This is a genomic window from Streptomyces sp. ISL-99 (genome assembly GCF_018614005.1).
Classification (GTDB): domain Bacteria; phylum Actinomycetota; class Actinomycetes; order Streptomycetales; family Streptomycetaceae; genus Streptomyces; species Streptomyces flavidovirens.
The window spans coordinates 172,053-193,393 of sequence record NZ_JAGGPC010000002.1 but is presented as its reverse complement, the minus strand read 5'-3'; the positions used below and the strand labels follow the sequence as shown (position 1 = coordinate 193,393).

The window sequence follows — 21,341 nt, the reverse complement described above, 5'->3', positions numbered from 1 at the left end:
CTCCGGGCTCTCTCACCTACACCCCGTACAGCAGTACGGTGTGGACCATGCGCCCCGACACGTCTGCCGATCACGCCGATCACACCGCCGAAGCCGAGCGCCTGCTGCGTACCGCGGCGCAGTATCCCGAGGACAAGGAGCCGCTGTACCTCCAGGCCGCGGCCCACCTGGAGCTGGCGGGCGACCGCGCCCGCGCGGCCACGCTGTACGACCACCTCCTGGCGAAGACCCCGGACAACCCACCGCTCGTGAAGGCCCTCAAGGCGGCCAATCTGTGGGAGTACGGCCACGAGGCGGAGGCCCGCGCGATCATCGACGGCATCCGCGCCGCGGCCCCGCGCGAGGCGGCGCCGTGGGAGATCATCGCCGAGGCCCTGGAAACCCACGACGAACTCCAGGCGTCCCACGACGCGTTCACGACCGCGCTGACCCTCCTCATCGAACCGTCGGAGGAGATCCCGTACACGTCGCACTCGCTCCTGACCGGCCGCCACCGCGTACGCCGCATGCTGGGGCTGCCGCACGACGAGTGGGACGCGCTGGCGGACACCGTCAACGCCGGCCCCATCACCCTGGACGAGCTGCACGACCCGAAGCGGCTGTGGTCGCTGGGCTCGGACAACCCGGCGGAGCTCCAGGCCGAGATCGCCCGCCTGCGCGCCGAGCTGGGCACGTACCGCACCGCGCTCTCCCGCCCGTTCCCGGTGGCGATGCTGCACTGGCCGGAGGACGAGCTGCGCGAACTCCTGACGGCGTACCCCGTCCTCACGACGGACTATCCGACGTACGAGGCCCACCTCGCCGCGGTCGAGTCGTCGCTACGGGACCTGTCCGCAGCGGGCGCCCGCCACCTCGGCATCGTAAGAGGAACAGTCCCCTCGTACGAGGCGTTCGCCGCATCGGAGTCAGCATCCCCCGCAGACGCCTCACTCCTCCCCCAGTACGCCACAACCCTGGCAGCCCGAGGCCGAGCAACAACCTGGCCCCCACCCCGCAACGCCCCGTGCTGGTGCGGCTCGAACACCCCGTACCGCAACTGCCACGGCACCCCCGACGTCCCGTAACCGTCCCCGCCTTACTGCCCACAGCAGCCTTCACATTGCCGTGGCTGGCTGCTGGCTTGAGGCATCCCTGCGCGCCTTCGTGGCAGCACCACTGGGCCTCACGACAATCCACTGCCATCGATAAGAGCCGCACCGAATCCCTCGTGGTTGACACCAACAACTGAAATTGCTGACAGCGGCGCACGCTTGCGCCCTGCTACGCAACCGATTAGCTGGTGGCCCATCAGTTAAACTGCACCACTCGTGACAACACCACTGGGAGGCTTAAATTGGAAATAGCCGTTGGCGCAGTAATTAAACGACGCGAGATACACATGCGGTACGGCGGGAGTTGGCAAGGGGGGATTAGCCCGTCAGGGACGACCCCTCACGTCATGCTCTTCACCGACCCCTCGCGGGGGCACCAGCATGGCTATTTCGACGGTTGGGGTGCCGATGGTTGCTACCACTACTGCGGTCAAGGCCAGTACGGTGACCAGGAGATGATCCGCGGCAACCTGGCCATCCTCAATCACATGGAGGATCAACGGTCACTCCATCTCTTCCGATCGACCGCTCGCGGAGTCGTAGAGCACCTGGGCCAATTCACCCTCGACTCGGAGCGCCCGTGGTACACCACAGACGCTCCGGACACTGACGGAGAGATCCGCAGCGTCATCATGTTCAGGCTTCGCCCAGTTGACTCGACCGCAACTGAGGTGGAGCTGCCGTTTACTCCGGTTACTTCTACAGTCGTCGAAGATGTCGACGTTGAGCAGCACAACGTGGAACGGATGGTTGTAAATCCGAGCAGCGCACCACGCCTTGCCGATCGGCGGGAGGCGCAGCTCGTCACGGCGTACCGCAGATACTTGAGGTCACAGGGGCACGAAGTCAGGCGCAAGAGAATCGTCCCTGCCGGAGAGCTGAAACCCTTGTTTACGGATCTCTACGACGCCACGGACAACATACTGATCGAGGCCAAGGGAACCGTAACCCGCGAGGCGATCCGCATGGCCATCGGGCAACTTTTCGACTATCGACGCTACATAGCTCCACGACCAGACATCGCCCTGTTGCTACCGTCCCGCCCTCGCCAGGACCTGATACACCTTTGCCACTCTGATGAGGTTGCTGCATATGCAATCTGGCCGAAAGGCGATGCCTACGCGACCAGTCGCGACTGAGCAGGCAGAGAACGTGCGCGAAGGTTACTGATAGCAGCAACGCCCAGTCAGACCCTCCCCCAGTTGGCCTCGAAATGTGTTTGGGCGCGGTCGAGGGTCTCGTCTGGATCGCAGCCGTGGGCCCGGAGCCAGTGGAGGAGGTCGACGATTAGGGCGATCGTCATCTCCTCCGCCACCGCCAGGCCCAGCGGGCCCGCGGGGTCGATGGTGGGGTGCATGTCACCGCGGTAGAGCGTCAGGAACGTCTCGGCCCTGGTCACGCGGCGGCCTCCTGTGTGGCCTGTTGATGCAGTGAGGTTCGTAGGTAGTTCACACCATGTCACCTTCGAATCGGCTCGCAGGATGACGCCCCAGCGATCCGTGATCGCCTCGATGATGGCCATGCCCCTGCCCGACTCGTCACCGTCCGTCGCTGCGAGCAATGTGGGCAGTGCGCGTGCGTCCGGGTCGCGGACTTCGATGCGGAGGCGCGTGCCGGCCATGGAGACGGTCAGCGTCGTTGGCGTGCCCGCGCCTACGTGGGTGAGGACGTTGGTTACCAGCTCCGTCACGCAGAGCTGTGCGGCGTCGGTGAGTTCAGACAGGCCCCACAGTCTGAGATGCAGGGCCATCACGCGTCGTAGACCAGCGACCTCTTCGGCTTCCGCCAAGAAGGGCAGCTCCCACGCCTTCCTGGAAACCTCGCACTGGCATTCATCCATCCCGAAGCCCTCACCTTCATGAGTGCGGTGATTGCGCAACGCGCCTACATCCACACACAGGGTGACAGTGAAACTCTCAATATGGAACTCTCATTTACGAGTTGAGGGAGCACGGTCGTACCTCGCGCGCCCCTGGCGTGCGCTGTCTTGCCTGTACGGCTCCGCACCGTGCACGCTCTGGGAGATCGACACGAAGGGCCACGACCGTGCCAGTTGGACCGACTACCCGAAGGCGTCAACTCGGCGCGGACCTGCGCCGACTGCGTGAGCGCAAGGGGCTCTCACTCGAGGAAGCCGGAGCACTCGTCGGCATCTCCAAAGCCACGCTGAGCCGATACGAAACCAAGGGCGGGTCGGTCAAGTGGCCTGTGGTGGAGGCGCTTTGCCGGGAGTATGGGGCGTTGGAAGAAGAGCGTCAGACCCTTGTCGAGTTGGCCAAGGAAGCCAAAATCCGCGGTTGGTGGCGGTCGCTTGCCGATCCGATCCCCGAGTCGATGAACCTCATGCTGACCCTCGAAGACGAGGTGGTCCGCGAAGACCACTACTCCTGCATGTACGTCCCGGGCCTGCTCCAGACGCGCGCGTACGCCGAGGCCGTGCATCGCGCTTCCGAGATGCGCTGCACCGAGCAGGAGATTGCGCACATGGTCGACATCCGCATGAAGCGACAGGAGCTGCTGGATCGGGATGACCCACCGCACATCTGGGCCGTCGTCGACGAGGCTGTCCTGCGCCGCGTGGTCGGGGGCCGCGCAGTGATGCGGGAGCAACTCCGGCACATTCTGGAACTGGCCAAGCGTCCCCACATCACTGTTCAGATACTGCCGTTCGCCAGCGGGGCACACGCCGCAGCCGTTGGAAGCTTCGTCATTCTCGGAGGTCAATCACCTGAACTCGACGTGGTGTACGTCGACATCATCGGCGGCGGTCTCTTCATGGAGAAGCCCGAGGAACTCGAACGCTATAAGTTGGCGTTCCAGTACTTGCAAGCCCAGGCGCTGGACCTCAGCGCCTCAACTGCACTCCTGAATCAGGCTTCCGAGGAGCTTTGATGAATCACGACGGCACCCAATGGATCAAGTCGTCTTACAGCGGCGGCAGCGGGACCGAGTGTGTCGAGGTGGCGGGGCTTGACGGGAGTGCCGCGTATGCCGCCGTGCGTGATTCGAAGGTGCCTGATGGGGCGTGTATCGCCGTGTCGCGCCGGGCGTGGGTGGGGTTTGTTCGTGCCGTGCGGGGTGGGGAGTTCGGGGCGCGCTAGCGTCGAGGGGCGGTGTCGGCAACAGCCGAGCGGGCTGACCGGGCTGGACTTGGGCGTCAACCCCGTCCGCCTGGTCAGCCCGCGATTCGGCAGGGCCGACTAGCGGTGGTGCTTGTTGAGGGTGGCGAGGAGGAGGTTTGGGTCCTCCATGGTGAAGTAGGCGGCGCTGGGTACGTAGACCGTCTTGCCGCGTACTGCCACTGAGGTGGGGTTCGACAGGCCGTCCTTTGCGGTGAGTACGACGGAGTGCGTGCCGTTGGGTCGTACGAGGGCCACCTCGTTTTCCGTGATCAGGGCGGCCAGGATCGTGTCGTCACGGCCGGTGAAGGCGAAGTCGTCGATGCCCGTCAGGCCGGTGGCCCTGGTCTGGATGGGGCCCGCGGACCCGTTCTTCTTCACGGGGATGCGCAGCAGCAGGCCCTTGTCGAAGTTGGTCACCCACACGGCGTCGTCGCGCAGCTGAAGGCCATTGGCGCCGACCATCCCGGTCGGCGCGGCGGCACGGTCGAGCTTGCTGCCCCTGGCCCATGCCTTCGGCTTGACGCAGTCGTGGCCCGCCGCGGCCTTTGCCGGGACGCGCCATACGGTGCCGTGCACCGAGTCGGCGGCGTACAGCACGCCGCGGTGCTCGTCGAGCGCGAGGCCGTTGGGGAAGCCGTCCTTCGGCAGGCAGGCGATCTGCTTGACCGTGTGGTCCTTGGGGCTGATGCGCCAGATGCCCGTCAGCTTCGTTCCGGTCGCGTAGTTGACGTACAGCGTGCCGTCGTGGGCCCGCGCGATGCCCGTCGTCACCGCGGCCTCTGAGATGGGGGTGCTCGGGTTCGCCACAGCGGGGAGCTCGGCGATGATGCGCGGCTCGTGGTGCGGGGAGAGGCGGGCGACCTGGCGGGCGAAGGCGAACGTCACATTGGCCGAGCCGTCGGGTTCCAGCGCGATGTTCTCCGGCGTCTGGCCCGCCTCGAAGTCGAAGTGCTCGACAACACGCGGGTCGGTCAGCGTCGGCTCGACGGCTGACGTGGGCGCCGACGCGAGCGCCGCGAGGGCGACTGCGGCCGTGGCCATTGCGGCCAGGCGTGGGAAGCGGGACATGGGGCTCCTCCGGGTTGCGCGGGGGTGCGAGGGACGCTGGTAACCAGAAGAACATGACGGCTCGTCACTTCTGTCCTCGCCGGACCCCTGCGGGCCCAGGGATCGCCCGCGTGGCCGACACTGCGGGGCGCGTCGGGACGTCAGGGCGCCGGGGCCCGTCCCGCCCGTCGACCAGAGCGGGCGCGCACTCTTTCATCACAAACGGATGCCGATTCTTCACATCGCCCTGATGTGACGGACACAACTGGGATCGTCTGCCTCCTCAGCTCGTACGCGATTACTTGGGGGCCCATGGCGGTCAGAGAGATATCTGCGCGTGGCGCGTCTGCGGCGGGAGTGGCGCTTCTCGCCGTCGCGCTCGTGGGGTGCGGTGGGGGCGCCGGTGGGGTCAGCGATGACGGTGACAAGGCGGTTGCCGCTTCCGCGGCCGGCTTCGGAGAAGGCCACCCCGTCGGAGCCGGAGCCCCAAGCGGAACTTGAGCTTGTCGACGACGAGGAGAGCGCCGACGCCGCCGAACCGGTCGTGGTAAAGGTCCTGGACAACGACACCGTCGTGCCTGCCTCGGGCGGGAAGGCGCGGGCTGTCGAAGCGGAGCTGGAGGCGGAGGAGTTCGCTCTCTCCGTCGATGTGCAGCCGGCGCACGGCAGCGTGAAGCTGGACGGGACCTCCATCGCCTATACGTCCACCGCCGGCTACGGCGGCGAGGACGAGTTCACGTACCGGCTCGACGTGAAAGGCGTGAAAGGTACGACGCCGAAGCTCAGCGGTACCGCCGTCGTACGCATCACGGTGACCAGGCCCGCGCCCAAGGTCACGCCGAAAGCGACGCAGACGCCGAAGCCTGCGAAGGCTACGAAGCCGAAGACGGTTGCCCCGCCGCCGGTGTACTACGACAACTGCGACGCCGCCCGCGCCGCCGGCGCCGCCCCTGTCCGCAGTGGCGACCCTGGCTACGGGCGTCACCTCGACCGGGACGGTGACGGGGTCGGGTGCGAGCCGTACAACGGGTCGAGTGGTGGGGGCAGCAGTACAACGTCCGGCGGGTCCGGTAGCGGAGGCGGTAGCGGGTCCGGTGGCGGAGGCGGTGGCGGGAGCGCGTCGTACGCCAACTGTGACGCCGTACGCGCCGCCGGTGCGGCTCCGATTCGCGTGGGCGACCCCGGTTACGGGCGTCACCTCGACCGGGACGGGGATGGGGTGGCCTGCGAGTAGTCACTGCGGCCGTTCGGGCGGCCGGCGTCGGTGGTGTCGGCAGGGTGCCGTGCCGTCGCCGTCCGCGCCGTTGAGCACGCGTGGCCGTCCGTACGTACTACCGGGCACCCCCCACAGGTGGGCGCGTGACCGGCGACAGGCGGTCACGCGCCCAGCGCGTGTCGCGCGTGTGGCGGGCCAGTGCACCTGGTGGTGCGCTGCGGCCCGCCCGTGTGCGGCAGAAGCCGGCGGCCGTCCGAGGAAGGCCGCCGGCTCCTGGCTGGGGTGTGGGAGCAGGAGTGGTTAGAAGACGCTCACGCCGTAGGCGCTCAGGGCTTCAGTGACGGGCTGGAAGAACGTCGTACCGCCCGACGAGCAGTTGCCGCTGCCGCCCGAGGTCAGGCCCAGCGCCGTGCTGCCCGAGAACATCGAGCCGCCGCTGTCGCCCGGCTCGGCGCAGACGTTGGTCTGGATCATGCCGTAAACGACATCGCCGTTGCCGTAGTTGACGGTCGCGTTGAGGCCGGTGACCGTCCCGCCGCGCAGGCCGGTGGTGCTGCCGCTGCGCTGGACGGACTGGCCGACGTAGGCGTTGCCGGCGCTCGTGATGTCGCGGTAGCTGCCGTTGTAGAGGTAGACCCGGCCGTCCGCGGCGGAGGCGTTGGAGTGGCGGATGATGCCGTAGTCGTTGTTCGGGAAGCTGGAGCCGGTGGTGGAGCCGAGCACCGCGGTCTTGGCGGAGTTGGTGTACCAGGTCCCGGTGCCGTTGGTGCAGTGGCCGGCCGTGAGGGCGTAGTACGTCGTGCCGCTCCGGACGTTGAAGCCGAGCGAGCAGCGGCCGCTGCCGCTGTAGATGGCCTGGCCGCCCGCGATGAGCTTGTTGAACTTGCCGGGCGTGCGCTTGATCTCCAGGGCGTCGGCCTGTGCGCCCGCCGCCTTCTTGATCTTGGCTATCTCGGCGGCCGAGACGGTGTCGTCCGCCGTGACGACGACCTTGCCCGACGCCTTGTCCGTGTACCACGCGGTACCGGGCACATCCGCGCCGAGCACGGCGTCGCCCGTCTTCGCGAGCTGGGCGGTGGTCGCCCGGGCGCCGTCGCCGGATTCGGCCGAGGCGATCGGGGTGGCAAGCGCGGAGACGGTCAGCAGAGTCGATGCGACGGCGATCAGCCGTGCACGTCTCGCGACGCCGCCGAGGGGAGACAGGCGCTTGAAGTTCACTACATCCTCCGGTGGGGGATCCCAGGGGCCCGCTGGGTAGGCGGGCCCGTCAGCACGCCGATGCGGGACGACCATCCGTAGCGGTCATGATCCTGTCAACGACGTGGTAGGAATCCTGGGGTGCTGTTGAGTCGTCAACAAGAGCGTCTTTCAGCCGCTCTACGCGCGCCCACCAGCGACGTGTCCGATGCGACGGCGCGAAGCCCGCGACGGCCGTCGCGGCCGGCGGGAACCGCGGCGGCGCGACCGGCCGGAGCGGAGGCGCCGCTCGGGAGGCTCGGCGATGCCACGCATGTTTGCTGACCTGTCGTCAGCTGACTCGCGGTTCAGGAGCGCCGGAGTACTGCGCGTGCGCACCCACGGGTCCCGCAACCGGAGCGCGAGATGCCACTTCCGCTGTTCAGGGCCGCCCGGACCGGACCCTTCGCTGCCGGACGGCCCCCCGCAGGCACCCCGGCACACGCGGACCGCACCCCCGTCCGGGTGCCGCCGAAGTCCGTAGCTATTGCACTGGCGCCCCTCCAGCCCCCAGCGGCTCACCGGCCGCCCTCCGCCGCACACCGCCCCACCGCACGACCGCCGAACCCTCTGCCCCGGGGCCGCTCCGCCGCCCCCGCCCACGGGCGGCGCACCGAGCCCGTGCAGCGTTATGCGCCGATCCCTACTGTTCGTACGCCGAGTACGCCTGTCCGGTTCTGGTCAGTGGCGCAGCCCAGCGCGGCCGACCAGGCACCCTCAGAAGTGACCGGGGTGCCCTCAGGGGTGCCTCTTCGGCGGTCGCGGTACCGGAACGGCGCGCCGTTGAACGCCCCACGCCTTCCGCCCGTACAACTCACCAAGCCCCCCACAGGCCGGGCGCGTGACCGACGACAGGCGGTCGCGCGCCCGGCGCGTACGCCCTGTGCCACAGCCCTCGCCTAACCGCCCACCGCATGCGACACCGTATAGATCAGCAGCCCCGCCAGCGCCCCCACCACCGTGCCGTTGATCCTGATGAACTGCAGGTCCCGGCCGATGTGCGCCTCGATCTTCTTCGACGTGTGCTCCGCGTCCCAGCCCGCCACCGTGTCGCTGATCAGCGAAGTGATCTCGCCGCGGTACGTCGTCACCACGTACACCGCCGCGTCCTCCAGCCACCCCTCCAGCTTCCCCTGCAACCGCCCGTCCGTCGCGAGCCGTCCGCCCAGGGAGAGCAGCGAGGCCCGTACCCGCAGGCGCAGTTCGCTCTGCTCGTCCTCCGCCGCCGAAATAATCATCGTGCGTACGGACGCCCACGCCGAGGCGATCACGTCCTGGACCTCGCCCCGCCCCAGGATCTCCGACTTCAGCCGCTCCACCCTCGCCCGCGTGTCCGCGTCCGACTGGAGGTCCGACGCGAAGTCCGTCAGGAAGCGGTCGATCGCGCCGCGCGCCGGGTGGTCCGGCTCGTCGCGCATCTCGGAGATGAAGCGCAGCAGCTCCTTGTAGACGCGGTCACCGACCTTCCGGTCCACGAAACGCGGCGTCCAGCCCGGTGCCCCGCCCTCGATCGCCTCCATCACCGCATCCACGTGCAGCACCAGCCACGCGTACGCGCGGGTGCAGATCAAATCGACCGCGCGGTCGTGCGCGCCGTCCGCGACGACGTTCTCCAGCGCCTTGCCGATCCCCGGCGCGATCTCCGCGGCGTCCGCCCGCCGCGTGATCGCCTCGCCCACGACCGCCTGCACGTCGGAATCGCGCAGCACGGTCAACGCGCCGCGCAGGGCCGTGGACAGTTCCTCCGTCACCCGGTCGGCGTGGTCCGGCTCCGCCAGCCAGGCGCCGACGCGGGAGCCGATGCCGATGGCGCGCAGGCGGGTGCGTACGACGTCCTCGGAGAGGAAGTTCTCGCCGACGAAGGAGCCGAGCGTCGTGCCCAGCTGGTCCTTCTTCGTCGGGATGATCGCGGTGTGCGGGATGGGCAGGCCCATCGGGCGCTTGAAGAGCGCCGTCACGGCGAACCAGTCCGCCAGCGCGCCGACCATGCCCGCCTCGGCCGCCGCCGCGACGTACGCCGGCCAGCCGCCGACGCCCGACCGCTCCGCCCAGGTGGCGAGGACGTAGATCAGCGCGACCAGGACCAGCAGCCCGGTGGCCGTCGCCTTCATGCGGCGTACGCCCTGGCGCTTCTCCTCGTCGGCGGCGCTGTACGCGAAGGGCGGGAGCGGGGCGGCCGAGGGCCCGGGAACCTCCTTGTCGTACATGTCGTCAGTTCCCGTCGTCTTGCGATCCATCCGCTCCACCCGTCCGCCTCGTACGCACCATCTCGTACCTGATTTTCCCTACCTGACCTACTCGTGGAACGCACTGCGAGTTCCCGACGTCTACCAGGGCGGTGCAATGGCGCATCATTGAGTGAGTTCGAACGGAGCCTCGGGCTCCCTGCGCCCGAGGAGATACACCGAGCATGACCAAGCGCAACGGTTATGCCTTGCTCGCCGCGCTCGCCGCGGTGGTGGTCCTCATCTCGGGGGCCATATTCGCCGGAGCGACGCTCGGCGGTCACGGTTCTGACGACGACACACAGACCCGTCCCCGTACGCCGCTGCGTTCCGCGGCCCCCGCCACCTCCGCCTCCTGGATCGGCACCTGGTCCACCGCGCCCGCCTTCGCCGAGCTGGGCACGGAACAAGGCTTCCCCGGGCGTTCGCTTCGTAACGTCGTGCACACCAGCATCGGCGGCACCAGCGCCCGCATCACCCTCTCCAACCTCTTCGGCGTACAGCCGTTGCACATCACGCACGCCTCGATCGCCGTCGCCGCCACCCCCGGCGCCCCGACCGCCGCGAACGGCACGATGCGCCGCCTGCACTTCGGCGGCTCGCCCTCGGTCGTGGTCCCGCCGGGCGGACAGGTCGTCAGCGACCCGGCCCCGCTGAATGTGCCGTACGACGCCGACCTGCTGGTCACCACCTACTCCCCCACGCCCAGCGGCCCGGTGACGCACCACCCGCGAGCCCGCCAGACGTCGTACGTCGCGGAAGGCGACCGCACGGAGGACCCGCTCGGGGACGCCTACACCGGGCAGACGCCGTACTGGCGCTACCTCACCGCCGTCGACGTCCTGAGCGGCAAGTCCGAGGGCGCCGTCGTCGTCATCGGCGATTCGATCACCGACGGCGTCACGTCCACGGCCGGCGCGAACCGCCGCTGGACGGACGTCCTCGCCGACCGTCTCGACGGACGCTACGGCGTCCTCAACTCGGGCATCAGCGGGAACCGGCTGCTGAGCGACGGTACGGGCCCGAGCGGCCTCGCCCGCTTCGACCGTGACGTGCTCTCACGCTCCGGCGTGAAGGCGGTCGTCGTCGTCCTCGGCATCAACGACATCCTGCGGCCGCCGCACGAGCTCGACGCGGCGCGCATCACGGCGGGCCTCGACCAGCTCGCGCGCCAGGCACGGGCGCGCGGCCTGCGGGTCGTCGGCTCGACGATCATGCCGTTCGAGGGGACGCGGGCCCACACGCCGCAGCTCGAAGCGGTGCGGGACCGTGTCAACGAGGCGATCCGTACGCGCGGCGTCTTCGACGCGGTCGTGGACTTCGACCAGGCGCTGCGCGACCCGTACGCCCCGGACCGGCTCCTTCCGGCGTACGACTCGGGCGACCACCTGCATCCGAGCGACGAGGGCTACCGGCGCATGGGCACGGCGTTCGACATCGCCTCCCTGAACCGGAGCGCGGACGCGGCCGGGGTCTGAGCGCGGGTCGGTCGGGCCGCAGTCGAGCTCCTTGCGGTCAGTCGGACCCGGAACCGGAACCGGACCAGGAATCAGACCCGGACTCCGACTCGGACCCGGACGAGGAGTCGGAACCGGACTTGGAACCGGACCCGGACCCCGGCCCCGACTCCGCCTTCTTCGCCAGCTTCTGCTGTTTGCGCGCCTCCTTGAGGCGCTGCTTCTCGGCGCGCGTGACCTTGCGCTCCACACCGACCCCGCCCATCAGGGCGAACCCGGTGACCGTCACGCGCGGCGAGTCCGGCGCCACCCGGTTGTCCGCCTCCGGCACGCCCTTCGCCGTCACGTCGCCGAAGCCGCCCATGATGCCGACGCCCTTGACCTGCACGTCGAGGCCCGGCGGCACCGTCACCTGGATGCCGCCCATGATGGTGAAGCAGCGGATCACGACCTCGCGGTCCTCGAAGCGCGCCTCGCGCAGGTCGATCTCGCCGCCGCCCATCATCGCGAACGCCGTGAACGTCCGGCCCACCGTCCACGTGCCCTGGCGCCCGAAGCCGCCCCAGAAGGCGAAGGCACCGTTCGACGTCGCCGGGCCGCCGATCCGGGCCGGCCAGTAGACCCGCGCACCCGAGGCGGACGGGGAGGCGAGCGCCGCCGAGCTGCTGCCCGGTGCCGGCAGGTCGCGGACCAGCGGCTCCAGCTCGCCGTGCGTACGCGCCTTGTAGACGGCATCGAGCCGCTGGTCGAACTCCTCCATGTCCAGCCGCCCCTCGGCGACGGCGTCACGCAGTACCTCGGCGACTCGTTCACGCTCCGCGTCAGAAGCGCGCATTTCCGGAAGTTCACTGGCCATGGCGTTCAGACTAGTCAACTCCAACCGACCGTCCCAGTGTTCAGAGCACCGAGCGGTCCGCGTACATCTTCGCGATGACCGCCTCGATGTCCGGCTCCCGCACCGACAGGTCCACCAGCGGATACCGCTGCGCCACCGCCGCCACCAGCGGCGCCGCCGACACCGACGCCGGGAACGCCAGCCACTGCCGCGGCCCCTCCACCTTCACCACCCGCGCCCCCGCCACCTCGACCGGGGGCAGCTCGCGCTCCAGGTCCACCACCAGCGTCCGCTCGCTCTCGCCCACCTCGTGCAGGCCCGCCAGCGCGCCGTCGTACACCAGCCGCCCGTGGTCGATGACCATCACGCGCTTGCACAGCTGCTCGATGTCGGTCAGATCGTGCGTCGTCAGCAGGACCGTCGTGCCGCGCTCCGCGTTCAAGTCCCGCAGGAAGTCCCGGACCTTGGCCTTCGAGATCACATCCAGGCCGATCGTCGGCTCGTCGAGATACAGCACCTCGGGGTCGTGCAGCAGCGCCGCCGCGATGTCGCCCCGCATCCGCTGACCCAGCGACAGCTGCCGTACCGGTACGTCCAGCAGCTCGCCCAGGTCGAGGAGTTCGACGCAGCGCGCCATGTTCACCTTGAAGCGGTCGTCCGGGATCCGGTACATCCGGTGCATCAGCCGGTACGAGTCGCGCAGCGGCAGGTCCCACCACAGCGTCGTACGCTGCCCGAACACCACCCCGATGTGCCGCGCGAGCCGTGTTCGCTCCCGCGCCGGATCGATGCCCGCGACCCGCACGCGGCCGGCACTCGGCGTGAGGATGCCGGTGAGCATCTTGATGGTGGTGGACTTGCCCGCCCCGTTCGGCCCGATGTAGCCGACCATCTCGCCGCGCGGCACCGAGAAACTGATCCCGTCGACCGCCCGCACCCGCGTCTTCTCGCGCCTCAGCCGCCCTGTCTTCCTGCGTACGTCGAAAAACTTCTCGACGCCCTCCAGCTCGATGAAGTCACTTTCCATCCGGCATCAGCTCCCCGTGCTGCGATACGAACGAAGGCCCACCCGCCACGCCGCCCCGGCCGGCACACAGCACACTCCCGCCACCAGCGGCGGCAGGAAGGCGAGCCAGGACGGCAGGTCCAGGGGGTACGGGCGGTCCAGTACATACAGCGCCGGCAGCCAGTTGACGAAGGCCAGCGGCAGCACGAACGTCACCCCGCGCACGAGGTCCTTCGCGAAGACCGTCGGCGGGTACTGGAGAAGCGTGGTGCCGCCGTACGTGAAGGAGTTCTGCACCTGCGAGGCGTCCTGCGCCCAGAACTGGAACGCCGCCCCCGCCACGAAGACCGACGAGAAGATCACCGCCCCGCTCAGGACCATCATCGGCACCATGAGCACCTTCAGCGGCGTCCACTCGATGTCCAGCACCACCAGCGCGTACCCGAGCACCAGCAGCCCCTGCGTGATCCGGCCCAGCCTGCGCAGCGCGAAGCGGTCGGCCGCGATCTGCGCGAGGACCGGGACCGGGCGTACCAGCAAGGTGTCCAGCGTGCCGTCGCGCACCCGTTGGCCCAGCCGGTCCATCGACCCCATGACCAGGTCCGAGAGGCCGAAGGCCGCGCCCGCCGTGCCGTAGAGGAAGGCCACCTCGGGCAGGGTGTAGCCGCCGAGCGCGTCCACGTGGGAGAACATCAGCAGGATGCCGACGAAGTCGAGGCCGGTCGCGGCGAAGTTCCCGAGGGCCGCCATCGCGAAGGACGCGCGGTACGCCATCGTCGAGCGGATCCACATCGCCGCGATCATCCGGTACGCCCGGACCCCGGCCCGTAGCTGCGCGGCGGCCCCGAGCACCTCACCCACCTCGGCCCTCCCGGCCACCGGCGTGGTCTCCGTCGCTTCCGTCGCCTCAGCCGCCTTCGTCGCCTCAGCCACCCTGGACCACCACCCTGCGCGTCGCCACCGACTGGAGCAGCCGCCCGGCCGTCAGCAGCACCGCCGCCCAGCCGAGCTGGAAGCCGTACGCGCGGACCAGATCCCAGCCCGTGTGCTTGCCGAGGAAGACGTCGGCCGGGATCTGGAGCAGCGCCGACCAGGGCAGCGCCTGCGCGAGTGTGCCGAGGCCGCCGGGGAAGAGGGTGAGCGGCAGCACCATCCCGGAGAAGAAGAGGCCGACGAGCCACGTGATGTGCGCCACACCTGCCCCGTCGAGCAGCCAGAACGCCGACAGCGCCACCAGGAACCGGATCGCGAAACTGACGACGACACCGAGCGCGACGGCGACCAGGAAGGCGGCCCACACGAACGGGTCGGCGGGCAGCGCCAGGTCGAAGGCGAGCGCGCCGGTCGCCATCGGGACGACGCCGCGCCCGATGAGGTGGAAGGCGGCCCGCCCCAGGTCGCCCGCCAGCCAGAAGAACTGCAGGTCGGCGGGGCGGTAGAGGTCGATCGCGATGTCGCCGGTACGGATCCGCTCCATCAGCTCGGACTCGAAGCCGCCGCCCATCAAGGCAGCGGTCATCAGCAGCGCCTGCCCGAGCCACACGTAGGTGAGGGCCTGCGACAGGTCGTACCCGCCGAGCTGTGGACGCTCGTCCCACAGGGCCGTGAAGGTGTACGCCAGGATGAAGCCGAAGACGGTGTTGGTGAACACCCCGGCCGCCGTCGCCACCCGGTACGTCGCGTGCCGCCGGAAACCCCCGGCCGCGACGACCGCGTATAACCGCACCCCCACCCCAAGCCCCCCTCGATTCGACCAAAGCCCCAAAACGCCCCGCCCTAGCCCAATGGGGTCAGCCGCCGCAGGCATTTTGGAACGGCGCTTCGGGGGCAGGACTCCGAGTGCATGCACTATGGGCGTACCAGCCGAATCGCCCGATACGACACCGTTATGCCGGAGAGTGAACCTCTGGCCGTGCCCAGGGAGTCTCCACCAGCATGAGCGACGAGCCACAGCAGCCCCAGGGGTGGGCGCCCCGGGACCCATCCGACCCCACGGTCGACGCGGAGCCGCAGGCCGGGAAGAAGAAGGCCGGCAAGCGTGACGAGAACGGCAAGAAGATCCGCCCCCGGCGCACCGGCCTGCGCCGGCTGGTCCCGACCTGGCGGATGCTCCTCGGTACGTTCCTGCTGCTGGCGCTGCTCCTGTTCGGCGCGTTCTTCGCGGGTTACACGCTCGTCAAGATCCCGGCAGCCAACAGCGCCGCCACCTCCCAGAGCAACGTCTACCTCTACGCCGACGGCTCCCAGCTCGCCCGCGACGGCGAGGTCAACCGCGAGAGCGTGAAGCTCGCCCAGATCCCGAAGTCCGTCCAGCGCGCCGTACTGGCCGCCGAGGACCGCGACTTCCACTCCGAGCAGGCCGTCGACCCCCAGGCCATGCTCCGCGCCGGCTGGAACACCCTCACCGGCAAGGGCAAGCAGTCCGGCTCGACGATCACCCAGCAGTACGTCAAGAACTACTACCTCGCCCAGGAACAGACGGTCACCCGCAAGGTGAAGGAGTTCTTCATCGCGATCAAGCTGGATCGTGAGGAGAGCAAGAACGACATCTTCGAGGGGTACCTGAACACCAGCTACTTCGGCCGCAACGCGTACGGCATCCAGGCCGCCGCCCAGGCGTACTACGGCAAGGACATCGACGAGGTCACCACCACCGAGGGCGCCTACCTCGCGTCCCTCCTCAACGCCCCCAGCGCGTACGACGTCACCACTCACCCCGAGAACAAGTCCTCGGCCCTGGGCCGCTGGAACTACGTACTCGACGGCATGGTGAAGGAGAACTGGCTGAGTGCCGCCGATCGCGCCGCGGTGAAGTTCCCCGCGCCGCACGAGGCGAAGCCGGCCTCCGGGCTCTCCGGGCAGCGCGGCTACATCGTGCAGGCCGTCGAGGACTACCTCACCAACAACAAGATCATCGACGAGGACACGCTCGCGACCGGCGGCTACCGCATCACCACGACCCTGGAGAAGCCGAAGCAGGACGCCTTCGCCAAGGCCGTCGACGACAAGGTGATGTCGCGGACGAGCAAGGACCGCAAGGTCGACCGCAACGTGCGCGTCGGCGGCGCCTCCATCGACCCGGCGACCGGCAAGGTCGTCGCGATGTACGGCGGCATCGACTACACGAAGCAGTACGTCAACAACGCGACGCGCCGCGACTACCAGGTCGGCTCCACCTTCAAGCCGTTCGTCTTCACCTCGGCCGTCGAGAACGGCTCCACCACCCAGGACGGCGTGCAGATCACCCCGAACACCATGTACGACGGCACCAACAAGCGGATGGTGGAAGGCCCCAACGGGCCGACGGGGTACGCCCCGGAGAACGAGGACCAGCGCTCGTACGGCCCGGTGACCGTCCGCACCGCCACGGACAAGTCCGTCAACGCGGTGTACGCGCAGATGGCACAGGACGTCGGCCCGGCCAAGGTGAAGGACACCGCCGTGGCCCTCGGCATCCCGGAGCACACCCCGAGCCTCGACGCGTACCCGTCGATCGCGCTCGGCGTCGCCACCGCCAGCGTCCTCGACATGACGGAGGCGTACGCGACGCTCGCCAACCACGGCAAGCACGGCGCGTACACGATCGTCGAGAAGATCACCAAGAACGGCCAGACCGTCGCCCTGCCCCAGGCGGCGGACGCCGGCTCCGGCTCCGATTCCGGGCAGGGGGTCTCGCGCGAGGCGGCCGACACCACGACGTCGATCCTCAGGAGCGTCGTCGACGGCGGTACGGGCACGGCGGCCCAGTCCGCGGGCCGCCCCGCGGCGGGCAAGACCGGCACCGCCGAGGAGGACAAGGCCGCCTGGTTCGCCGGTTACACGCCGGACCTGGCGACGGTCGTCGCGGTGATGGGCCAGGACCCGGAAACCGGCGTACAGAAGCCGCTGTACGGCGCGCTCGGCCTGCCGCGTATCAACGGAGGCGGGGCGCCCGCGCAGGTCTGGGGCCAGTTCACGGCCGCGGCGCTCAAGGACCAGCCGGTGCGGGACTTCGACCTGGAGACGGCGGCCGGCTCGGACGAGTCGGCCCCGCCGCCGTCCGAGGACGAACCGGACACCGGTGAGTCCGAGGGTTCCGGGGAACCGCCGTCGAGCGACAGCCCCGACGACCCGACGCAGGGCCCGACGACCGGCGGCCAGGACGCGGGCGGCGCCTCGGACACGGGCGGTACGGGCGCGACCGACGGCGGTGCGACCGACACCGGCGGCACGGACGGCGGGGCCGACACCGGCGGCGCGACCGATGGCGGAACGACGGACACCGGCGGCACGGACGGCGGGGCCGACACCGGCGGCGCGACCGATGGCGGAACGACGGACACCGGCGGCACGGACGGCGGGGCCGACACCGGCGGCGCCACCGGCCCACCGGGCGGCGGCGCACCGAACGGCTCCCGCGGCCGCGCCTGACGTACTGCCTCGCGTACAGAACCGCTAGTGCCCCGAGGTCGCCTTCAACCCCACGACGGCGACCAGCAGCAGACACACGAAGAAGATCCGGGCGGCGGTCGCCGGCTCACCGAGCACGACCATGCCGAGCACCGCCGCACCGGCCGCGCCGATACCGACCCACACGCCGTACGCCGTACCGATCGGCAGCGTCTTGGCGGCGTGCGACAGCAGCAGCATGCTCGCGACGATCCCCGCGCCCGTGAACACACTGGGCCAGAGCCGCGTGAAGCCGTCGGTGTACTTCATCCCGATCGACCAGCCGACCTCGAGCAGACCGGCGACAACGAGCAGAACCCAGGCCATGACGGGCACCTCCGAAACGAACGCGGAATCAACGGGGGTGCGTCGTCTTTGCGTAAAACCCGGTACGGCGCGTCTCGTCGGGGGTGCTTCCAACCTAGCAAAAGGGCAGCGAAAGGGGCCGGTGACCCTGATCGCCGGGTCACCGGCCCGCTCGCTCGAACAGCTTCCGCCGCTGACGGCATTGTGCCTACAAGCTTTGTGCCTACAAGTACAGGCCGGTCGAGTCCTCCGAGACCCGCTCCGAGGCCACCGCGTGCAGATCGCGCTCCCGCATGAGTACGTACGGGATGCCGCGCACCTCGACCTCGGCCCGGTCCTCGGGGTCGTACAGCACCCGGTCGCCCGGCTCCACGGTCCGTACGTTCTGGCCGACCGCTACGACCTCGGCCCAGGCCAGCCGCTTGCCGACCGCGGCGGTCGCCGGAATCAGAATGCCGCCGCCCGAGCGGCGCTCGCCCTCGGGGCTGTCCGACCTGACCAGCACCCGGTCGTGCAGCATCCGGATGGGCAGCTTGTCGTGCGTGGTGTTCTCGCTCACGCCCCCGAACCTACCTGTCCTTGACCCCGCGCCCGCCACCGGCCGCAGGGTCAGCCGCGCCTGCGACGCGCCGACAGCGCGAGCAGCCCCACCAGCCCCACGGCCACCAGCGCTACCGGAATGACCCGCTCCAGGCGCGGCGAGCCGTCCTCGTCCACGAACTGCGCCTTCACGTCCGACACCGTCCGGTTCACCGCGACGAACGCCCGGCCCGCGGTCTGGTCCACGGTCGCCGCGACCCTGGCCTTCGCGTCACCGACGATCGTCTTCGGGTGCAGCCGCACCCCGATCTCGTCGAGCGTTACGGCCAGCTGGTCACGCCGGCTCTTGATGTCCGCCTCGATCTGCGCAGGGGTCCTGGCATCCGACACTGCGCTGCCTCCGTGGGTGGTCGTGGGCCGAATCCGGTAGTCCTTCATCGACAGTCTGTCAGCTCGGCCCGTCCCCTACCCCACGGCACCCCCATTACCCTCGGGTCCGTACGGCCGTACTTTCCCCGCACGAGGAGACCGACACCCGATGAGCGAGCGACTCCAGCCCGGCGACACCGCCCCCGACTTCACCCTGCCCGACGCCGACGGAACCGAGGTCTCCCTCTCCTCGTACAAGGGCCGCAAGGTCATCGTCTACTTCTACCCGGCCGCCCTTACTCCCGGCTGCACCAAGCAGGCCTGCGACTTCACCGACAACCTGGAGCTGCTGGCCGGGGCCGGATACGACGTCGTCGGCGTCTCCCCCGACAAGCCGGAGAAGCTCGCGAAGTTCCGCGAGAAAGAGGACCTCAAGGTCACGCTGGTCGGCGACCCGTCCAAGGAGGTCCTGACGGCGTACGGCGCCTTCGGGGAGAAGAAGCTGTACGGCAAGACGGTGACCGGCGTGATCCGCTCGACGGTCGTCGTGGACGAGGACGGCAAGGTGGAGCGGGCGCTCTACAACGTGAAGGCGACCGGCCACGTAGCGAAGATCATCAAGGACCTGGGCATCTGAACCGGGGCACGCCGGCCCCCTGGGCATTGTGACCAAGGTCCCGGACCAGGGGGCCTTGGTTTGCAGCACGAAATAGAAGGCAGAGGTTCCACTTGGACATGGGAAACGCGTCCGAGGAAAGGAACCTGCCATGGCGGCCACCGGCCCCGGCTCCGGCCCCGACCACGTGGCCGACCCCGAAGCGATCAAGCGCCACCACACGCTCTTCCGCGCCGCCAGGAGGCGGAAGAACCCGCCGCTGCGCCGCTCCGACATCACCATCACGGACGAGGCGGCGGTCAAGCGGGCGGTCAAGGCGGCCTCGCTGGGCAACGCCATGGAGTGGTTCGACTTCGGCATCTACAGCTACCTGGCGGTGACGATCGGACACGTCTTCTTCCCGCCCGGGAACGACACGGCCCAGCTCCTCTCCTCCTTCGCGACCTTCGCCGTGGCCTTCCTGGTGCGGCCCCTCGGCGGCATGGTCTTCGGCCCGATGGGCGACAGGCTGGGCCGCAAGAAGGTCCTCGCCCTCACGATGATCATGATGGCGATCGGTACGTTCGCCATCGGCCTGATCCCGTCGTACGCCACGATCGGCTTCTGGGCGCCGGTGCTGCTGATCTTCTTCCGGCTGGTGCAGGGCTTCTCGACGGGCGGTGAGTACGGCGGCGCGTCGACGTTCATAGCCGAGTACGCCCCCGACAAGCGCCGTGGCTTCTTCGGCAGCTTCCTGGAGTTCGGCACCCTGGCGGGCTACACCGGCGCGGCCGGGCTCGTCACGGTCCTGACGGCCTGGCTCGGCTCCGACGCCATGGAGGCGTGGGGCTGGCGCATCCCGTTCCTGGTCGCGGGCCCGCTCGGCCTGGTCGGCCTCTACCTGCGACTGCGACTGGACGAGACCCCCGCCTTCCAGAAACTGGAGAGCGGTAACGTCCGCGCGTCCGAGGCCGCCGACACGGTGGAGACCACCGCCAAGGGCGACCTCGCGAAGATCTTCCGGCAGTACTGGCCGACGCTGATTCTGTGCATCGCCCTGGTGGGCGCATACAACGTCACCGACTACATGCTGCTGTCGTACATGCCGACGTACCTCTCGGACGAGCTCGGCTACAGCGAGACGCACGGCCTGCTGATCCTGCTGGGCGTCATGGTCTGCCTGATGGCGGTGATCAACCAGGCCGGCCGCCTGAACGACCACTTCGGCCGCAAGCCGCTGCTGATGGCGGGCATGCTCGGCTTCTTCTTCCTCTCCCTCCCGTCCTTCCTCCTGATCAAGCAGGGCAGCATCCCGGCCATCGCCGCCGGCATGCTGATGCTGGGCCTGTCTCTCGTCTGCCTGCTGGGCACGATGTCGGCGGCGCTCCCGGCCCTGTTCCCGACGAACGTGAGGTACGGCTCCCTGTCGGTCGGCTACAACCTCTCCGCGTCCCTCTTCGGCGGCACGACGCCCCTGGTCATCACGGGCCTCATCAGCATCACCGGCAACAACCTCATGCCGGCGTACTACTCGATGGCGGCGGCACTCATCGGCATCATCGCGGTGGCGTGCATGAAGGAAACGGCGAAGCAGCCGCTGACGGGCTCACCCCCCTCGGTGGAAACGAAGGAAGAGGCGGCGGAACTGGTGGCGGCGCAGACGCCGGGGCCGAGGTTCTGACGCGGGGCCAGGGGCGGCCGGGGGATTACTTCAGGGGCCCCTGGCCGCCCTGAGCGCTCAAGGGCCCCTTGTGCCAGAGGTCTTGACAACCCGATTGGTCTGAACCATTTTAACGACCAACAACAAACGGTGGCCACCGTCCCTGCGACTCCTCCCCACACTCCCCCACCGGAGGCCGTAAGTGGAC

The 21,341-nt window shown here is 69.1% G+C and carries 20 protein-coding genes and 1 riboswitch; of the genes, 9 read left to right on the top strand and 11 right to left on the bottom strand.

Features of this window, described 5'->3' with window-relative positions:
* Positions 1–47: 47 nt before the first annotated feature.
* Together J7E91_RS01260 and J7E91_RS01255 are read left to right on the top strand one after the other, a co-directional pair.
* Entirely contained in the window at positions 48–1,064 is a 1,017-nt protein-coding gene (locus J7E91_RS01260) for an SEC-C domain-containing protein (RefSeq protein ID WP_214898305.1), read from the top strand.
* A gap of 374 nt (positions 1,065–1,438) precedes the next feature.
* Entirely contained in the window at positions 1,439–2,230 is a 792-nt protein-coding gene (locus J7E91_RS01255) for a restriction endonuclease (protein WP_251014988.1), read from the top strand.
* Positions 2,231–2,277: 47 nt separating this feature from the next.
* Here the strand turns inward: J7E91_RS01255 and J7E91_RS01250 are convergent, their stop codons facing one another.
* Positions 2,278–2,970, bottom strand: a complete 693-nt coding sequence (locus J7E91_RS01250; protein WP_308375895.1) for an ATP-binding protein — start codon at positions 2,968–2,970, stop codon at positions 2,278–2,280.
* Between the two features lie 167 nt (positions 2,971–3,137).
* Here J7E91_RS01250 and J7E91_RS01245 point away from each other — a divergent pair, with 167 nt between their 5' ends.
* The gene (locus J7E91_RS01245) at positions 3,138–3,983 is read left to right on the top strand and encodes a helix-turn-helix transcriptional regulator (protein WP_214898300.1); all 846 of its coding nucleotides are present in this window, start codon (positions 3,138–3,140) and stop codon (positions 3,981–3,983) included.
* Positions 3,983–4,192 carry a DUF397 domain-containing protein gene (locus tag J7E91_RS01240; RefSeq protein WP_214898298.1) on the top strand — a complete coding sequence of 70 codons (210 nt, stop codon included), beginning with the start codon at positions 3,983–3,985 and terminating at the stop codon, positions 4,190–4,192. The genes J7E91_RS01245 and J7E91_RS01240 overlap by 1 nt, the downstream gene beginning before the upstream one ends.
* A 99-nt stretch (positions 4,193–4,291) precedes the next feature.
* On the opposite strand, the gene J7E91_RS01235 is transcribed toward J7E91_RS01240, so the two are convergent.
* Complete coding sequence (locus J7E91_RS01235; protein ID WP_214898296.1) at positions 4,292–5,281, bottom strand: hypothetical protein; 990 nt, start codon at positions 5,279–5,281, stop codon at positions 4,292–4,294.
* Between the two features lie 394 nt (positions 5,282–5,675).
* On the opposite strand from J7E91_RS01235, the gene J7E91_RS01230 reads away from it, so the two are divergent.
* A complete protein-coding gene (locus J7E91_RS01230) occupies positions 5,676–6,494 on the top strand; it encodes an excalibur calcium-binding domain-containing protein (RefSeq protein WP_214898295.1) in 819 nt (272 codons plus the stop codon).
* Positions 6,495–6,776: 282 nt separating this feature from the next.
* On the opposite strand, the gene J7E91_RS01225 is transcribed toward J7E91_RS01230, so the two are convergent.
* On the bottom strand, positions 6,777–7,694 hold the full coding sequence (locus tag J7E91_RS01225) for a S1 family peptidase (protein WP_214898294.1): 918 nt from the start codon (positions 7,692–7,694) through the stop codon (positions 6,777–6,779).
* Positions 7,695–8,611: 917 nt separating this feature from the next.
* Entirely contained in the window at positions 8,612–9,919 is a 1,308-nt protein-coding gene (locus J7E91_RS01220; protein WP_251015023.1) for a DUF445 domain-containing protein, read from the bottom strand.
* A 203-nt stretch (positions 9,920–10,122) separates the two neighbouring features.
* Here J7E91_RS01220 and J7E91_RS01215 point away from each other — a divergent pair, with 203 nt between their 5' ends.
* The gene (locus tag J7E91_RS01215) at positions 10,123–11,415 is read left to right on the top strand and encodes an SGNH/GDSL hydrolase family protein (protein ID WP_214898292.1); all 1,293 of its coding nucleotides are present in this window, start codon (positions 10,123–10,125) and stop codon (positions 11,413–11,415) included.
* A 37-nt stretch (positions 11,416–11,452) separates the two neighbouring features.
* Here the strand turns inward: J7E91_RS01215 and J7E91_RS01210 are convergent, their stop codons facing one another.
* The 4 genes from J7E91_RS01210 to J7E91_RS01195 are packed head-to-tail and all read right to left on the bottom strand — an operon-like array spanning position 11,453 to position 14,961.
* Complete coding sequence (locus J7E91_RS01210) at positions 11,453–12,250, bottom strand: DUF1707 domain-containing protein (protein WP_214898290.1); 798 nt, start codon at positions 12,248–12,250, stop codon at positions 11,453–11,455.
* 40 nt (positions 12,251–12,290) lie between these two features.
* Positions 12,291–13,256 carry an ATP-binding cassette domain-containing protein gene (locus tag J7E91_RS01205; protein ID WP_214898288.1) on the bottom strand — a complete coding sequence of 322 codons (966 nt, stop codon included), beginning with the start codon at positions 13,254–13,256 and terminating at the stop codon, positions 12,291–12,293.
* A 6-nt stretch (positions 13,257–13,262) separates the two neighbouring features.
* Positions 13,263–14,114: an ABC transporter permease gene (locus tag J7E91_RS01200; protein ID WP_308375903.1), complete on the bottom strand. Its 852-nt coding sequence runs from the start codon at positions 14,112–14,114 to the stop codon at positions 13,263–13,265.
* 46 nt (positions 14,115–14,160) lie between these two features.
* The gene (locus J7E91_RS01195; RefSeq protein ID WP_214898354.1) at positions 14,161–14,961 is read right to left on the bottom strand and encodes an ABC-2 family transporter protein; all 801 of its coding nucleotides are present in this window, start codon (positions 14,959–14,961) and stop codon (positions 14,161–14,163) included.
* Between the two features lie 209 nt (positions 14,962–15,170).
* On the opposite strand from J7E91_RS01195, the gene J7E91_RS01190 reads away from it, so the two are divergent.
* Positions 15,171–17,645 (top strand): transglycosylase domain-containing protein, encoded by a 2,475-nt coding sequence (locus J7E91_RS01190; RefSeq protein ID WP_214898286.1) that lies wholly within the window; start codon positions 15,171–15,173, stop codon positions 17,643–17,645.
* A 24-nt stretch (positions 17,646–17,669) separates the two neighbouring features.
* Here the strand turns inward: J7E91_RS01190 and J7E91_RS01185 are convergent, their stop codons facing one another.
* The 3 genes from J7E91_RS01185 to J7E91_RS01175 form a co-directional block, all read right to left on the bottom strand.
* Positions 17,670–17,990 (bottom strand): multidrug efflux SMR transporter, encoded by a 321-nt coding sequence (locus tag J7E91_RS01185; protein WP_028811654.1) that lies wholly within the window; start codon positions 17,988–17,990, stop codon positions 17,670–17,672.
* A 36-nt stretch (positions 17,991–18,026) separates the two neighbouring features.
* Positions 18,027–18,094: riboswitch (guanidine-III (ykkC-III) riboswitch) on the bottom strand.
* 98 nt (positions 18,095–18,192) lie between these two features.
* Positions 18,193–18,528, bottom strand: coding sequence for a co-chaperone GroES (locus tag J7E91_RS01180; protein ID WP_028811655.1), 336 nt, complete (start codon positions 18,526–18,528; stop codon positions 18,193–18,195).
* Between the two features lie 50 nt (positions 18,529–18,578).
* The gene (locus J7E91_RS01175) at positions 18,579–18,899 is read right to left on the bottom strand and encodes a DUF3618 domain-containing protein (RefSeq protein WP_214898283.1); all 321 of its coding nucleotides are present in this window, start codon (positions 18,897–18,899) and stop codon (positions 18,579–18,581) included.
* A gap of 148 nt (positions 18,900–19,047) precedes the next feature.
* Here J7E91_RS01175 and bcp point away from each other — a divergent pair, with 148 nt between their 5' ends.
* Together bcp and proP are read left to right on the top strand one after the other, a co-directional pair.
* The gene (gene bcp / locus J7E91_RS01170; protein WP_214898281.1) at positions 19,048–19,515 is read left to right on the top strand and encodes a thioredoxin-dependent thiol peroxidase; all 468 of its coding nucleotides are present in this window, start codon (positions 19,048–19,050) and stop codon (positions 19,513–19,515) included.
* Between the two features lie 130 nt (positions 19,516–19,645).
* Positions 19,646–21,154 (top strand): glycine betaine/L-proline transporter ProP, encoded by a 1,509-nt coding sequence (gene proP, locus J7E91_RS01165; protein WP_214898279.1) that lies wholly within the window; start codon positions 19,646–19,648, stop codon positions 21,152–21,154.
* Positions 21,155–21,341: the final 187 nt, after the last annotated feature.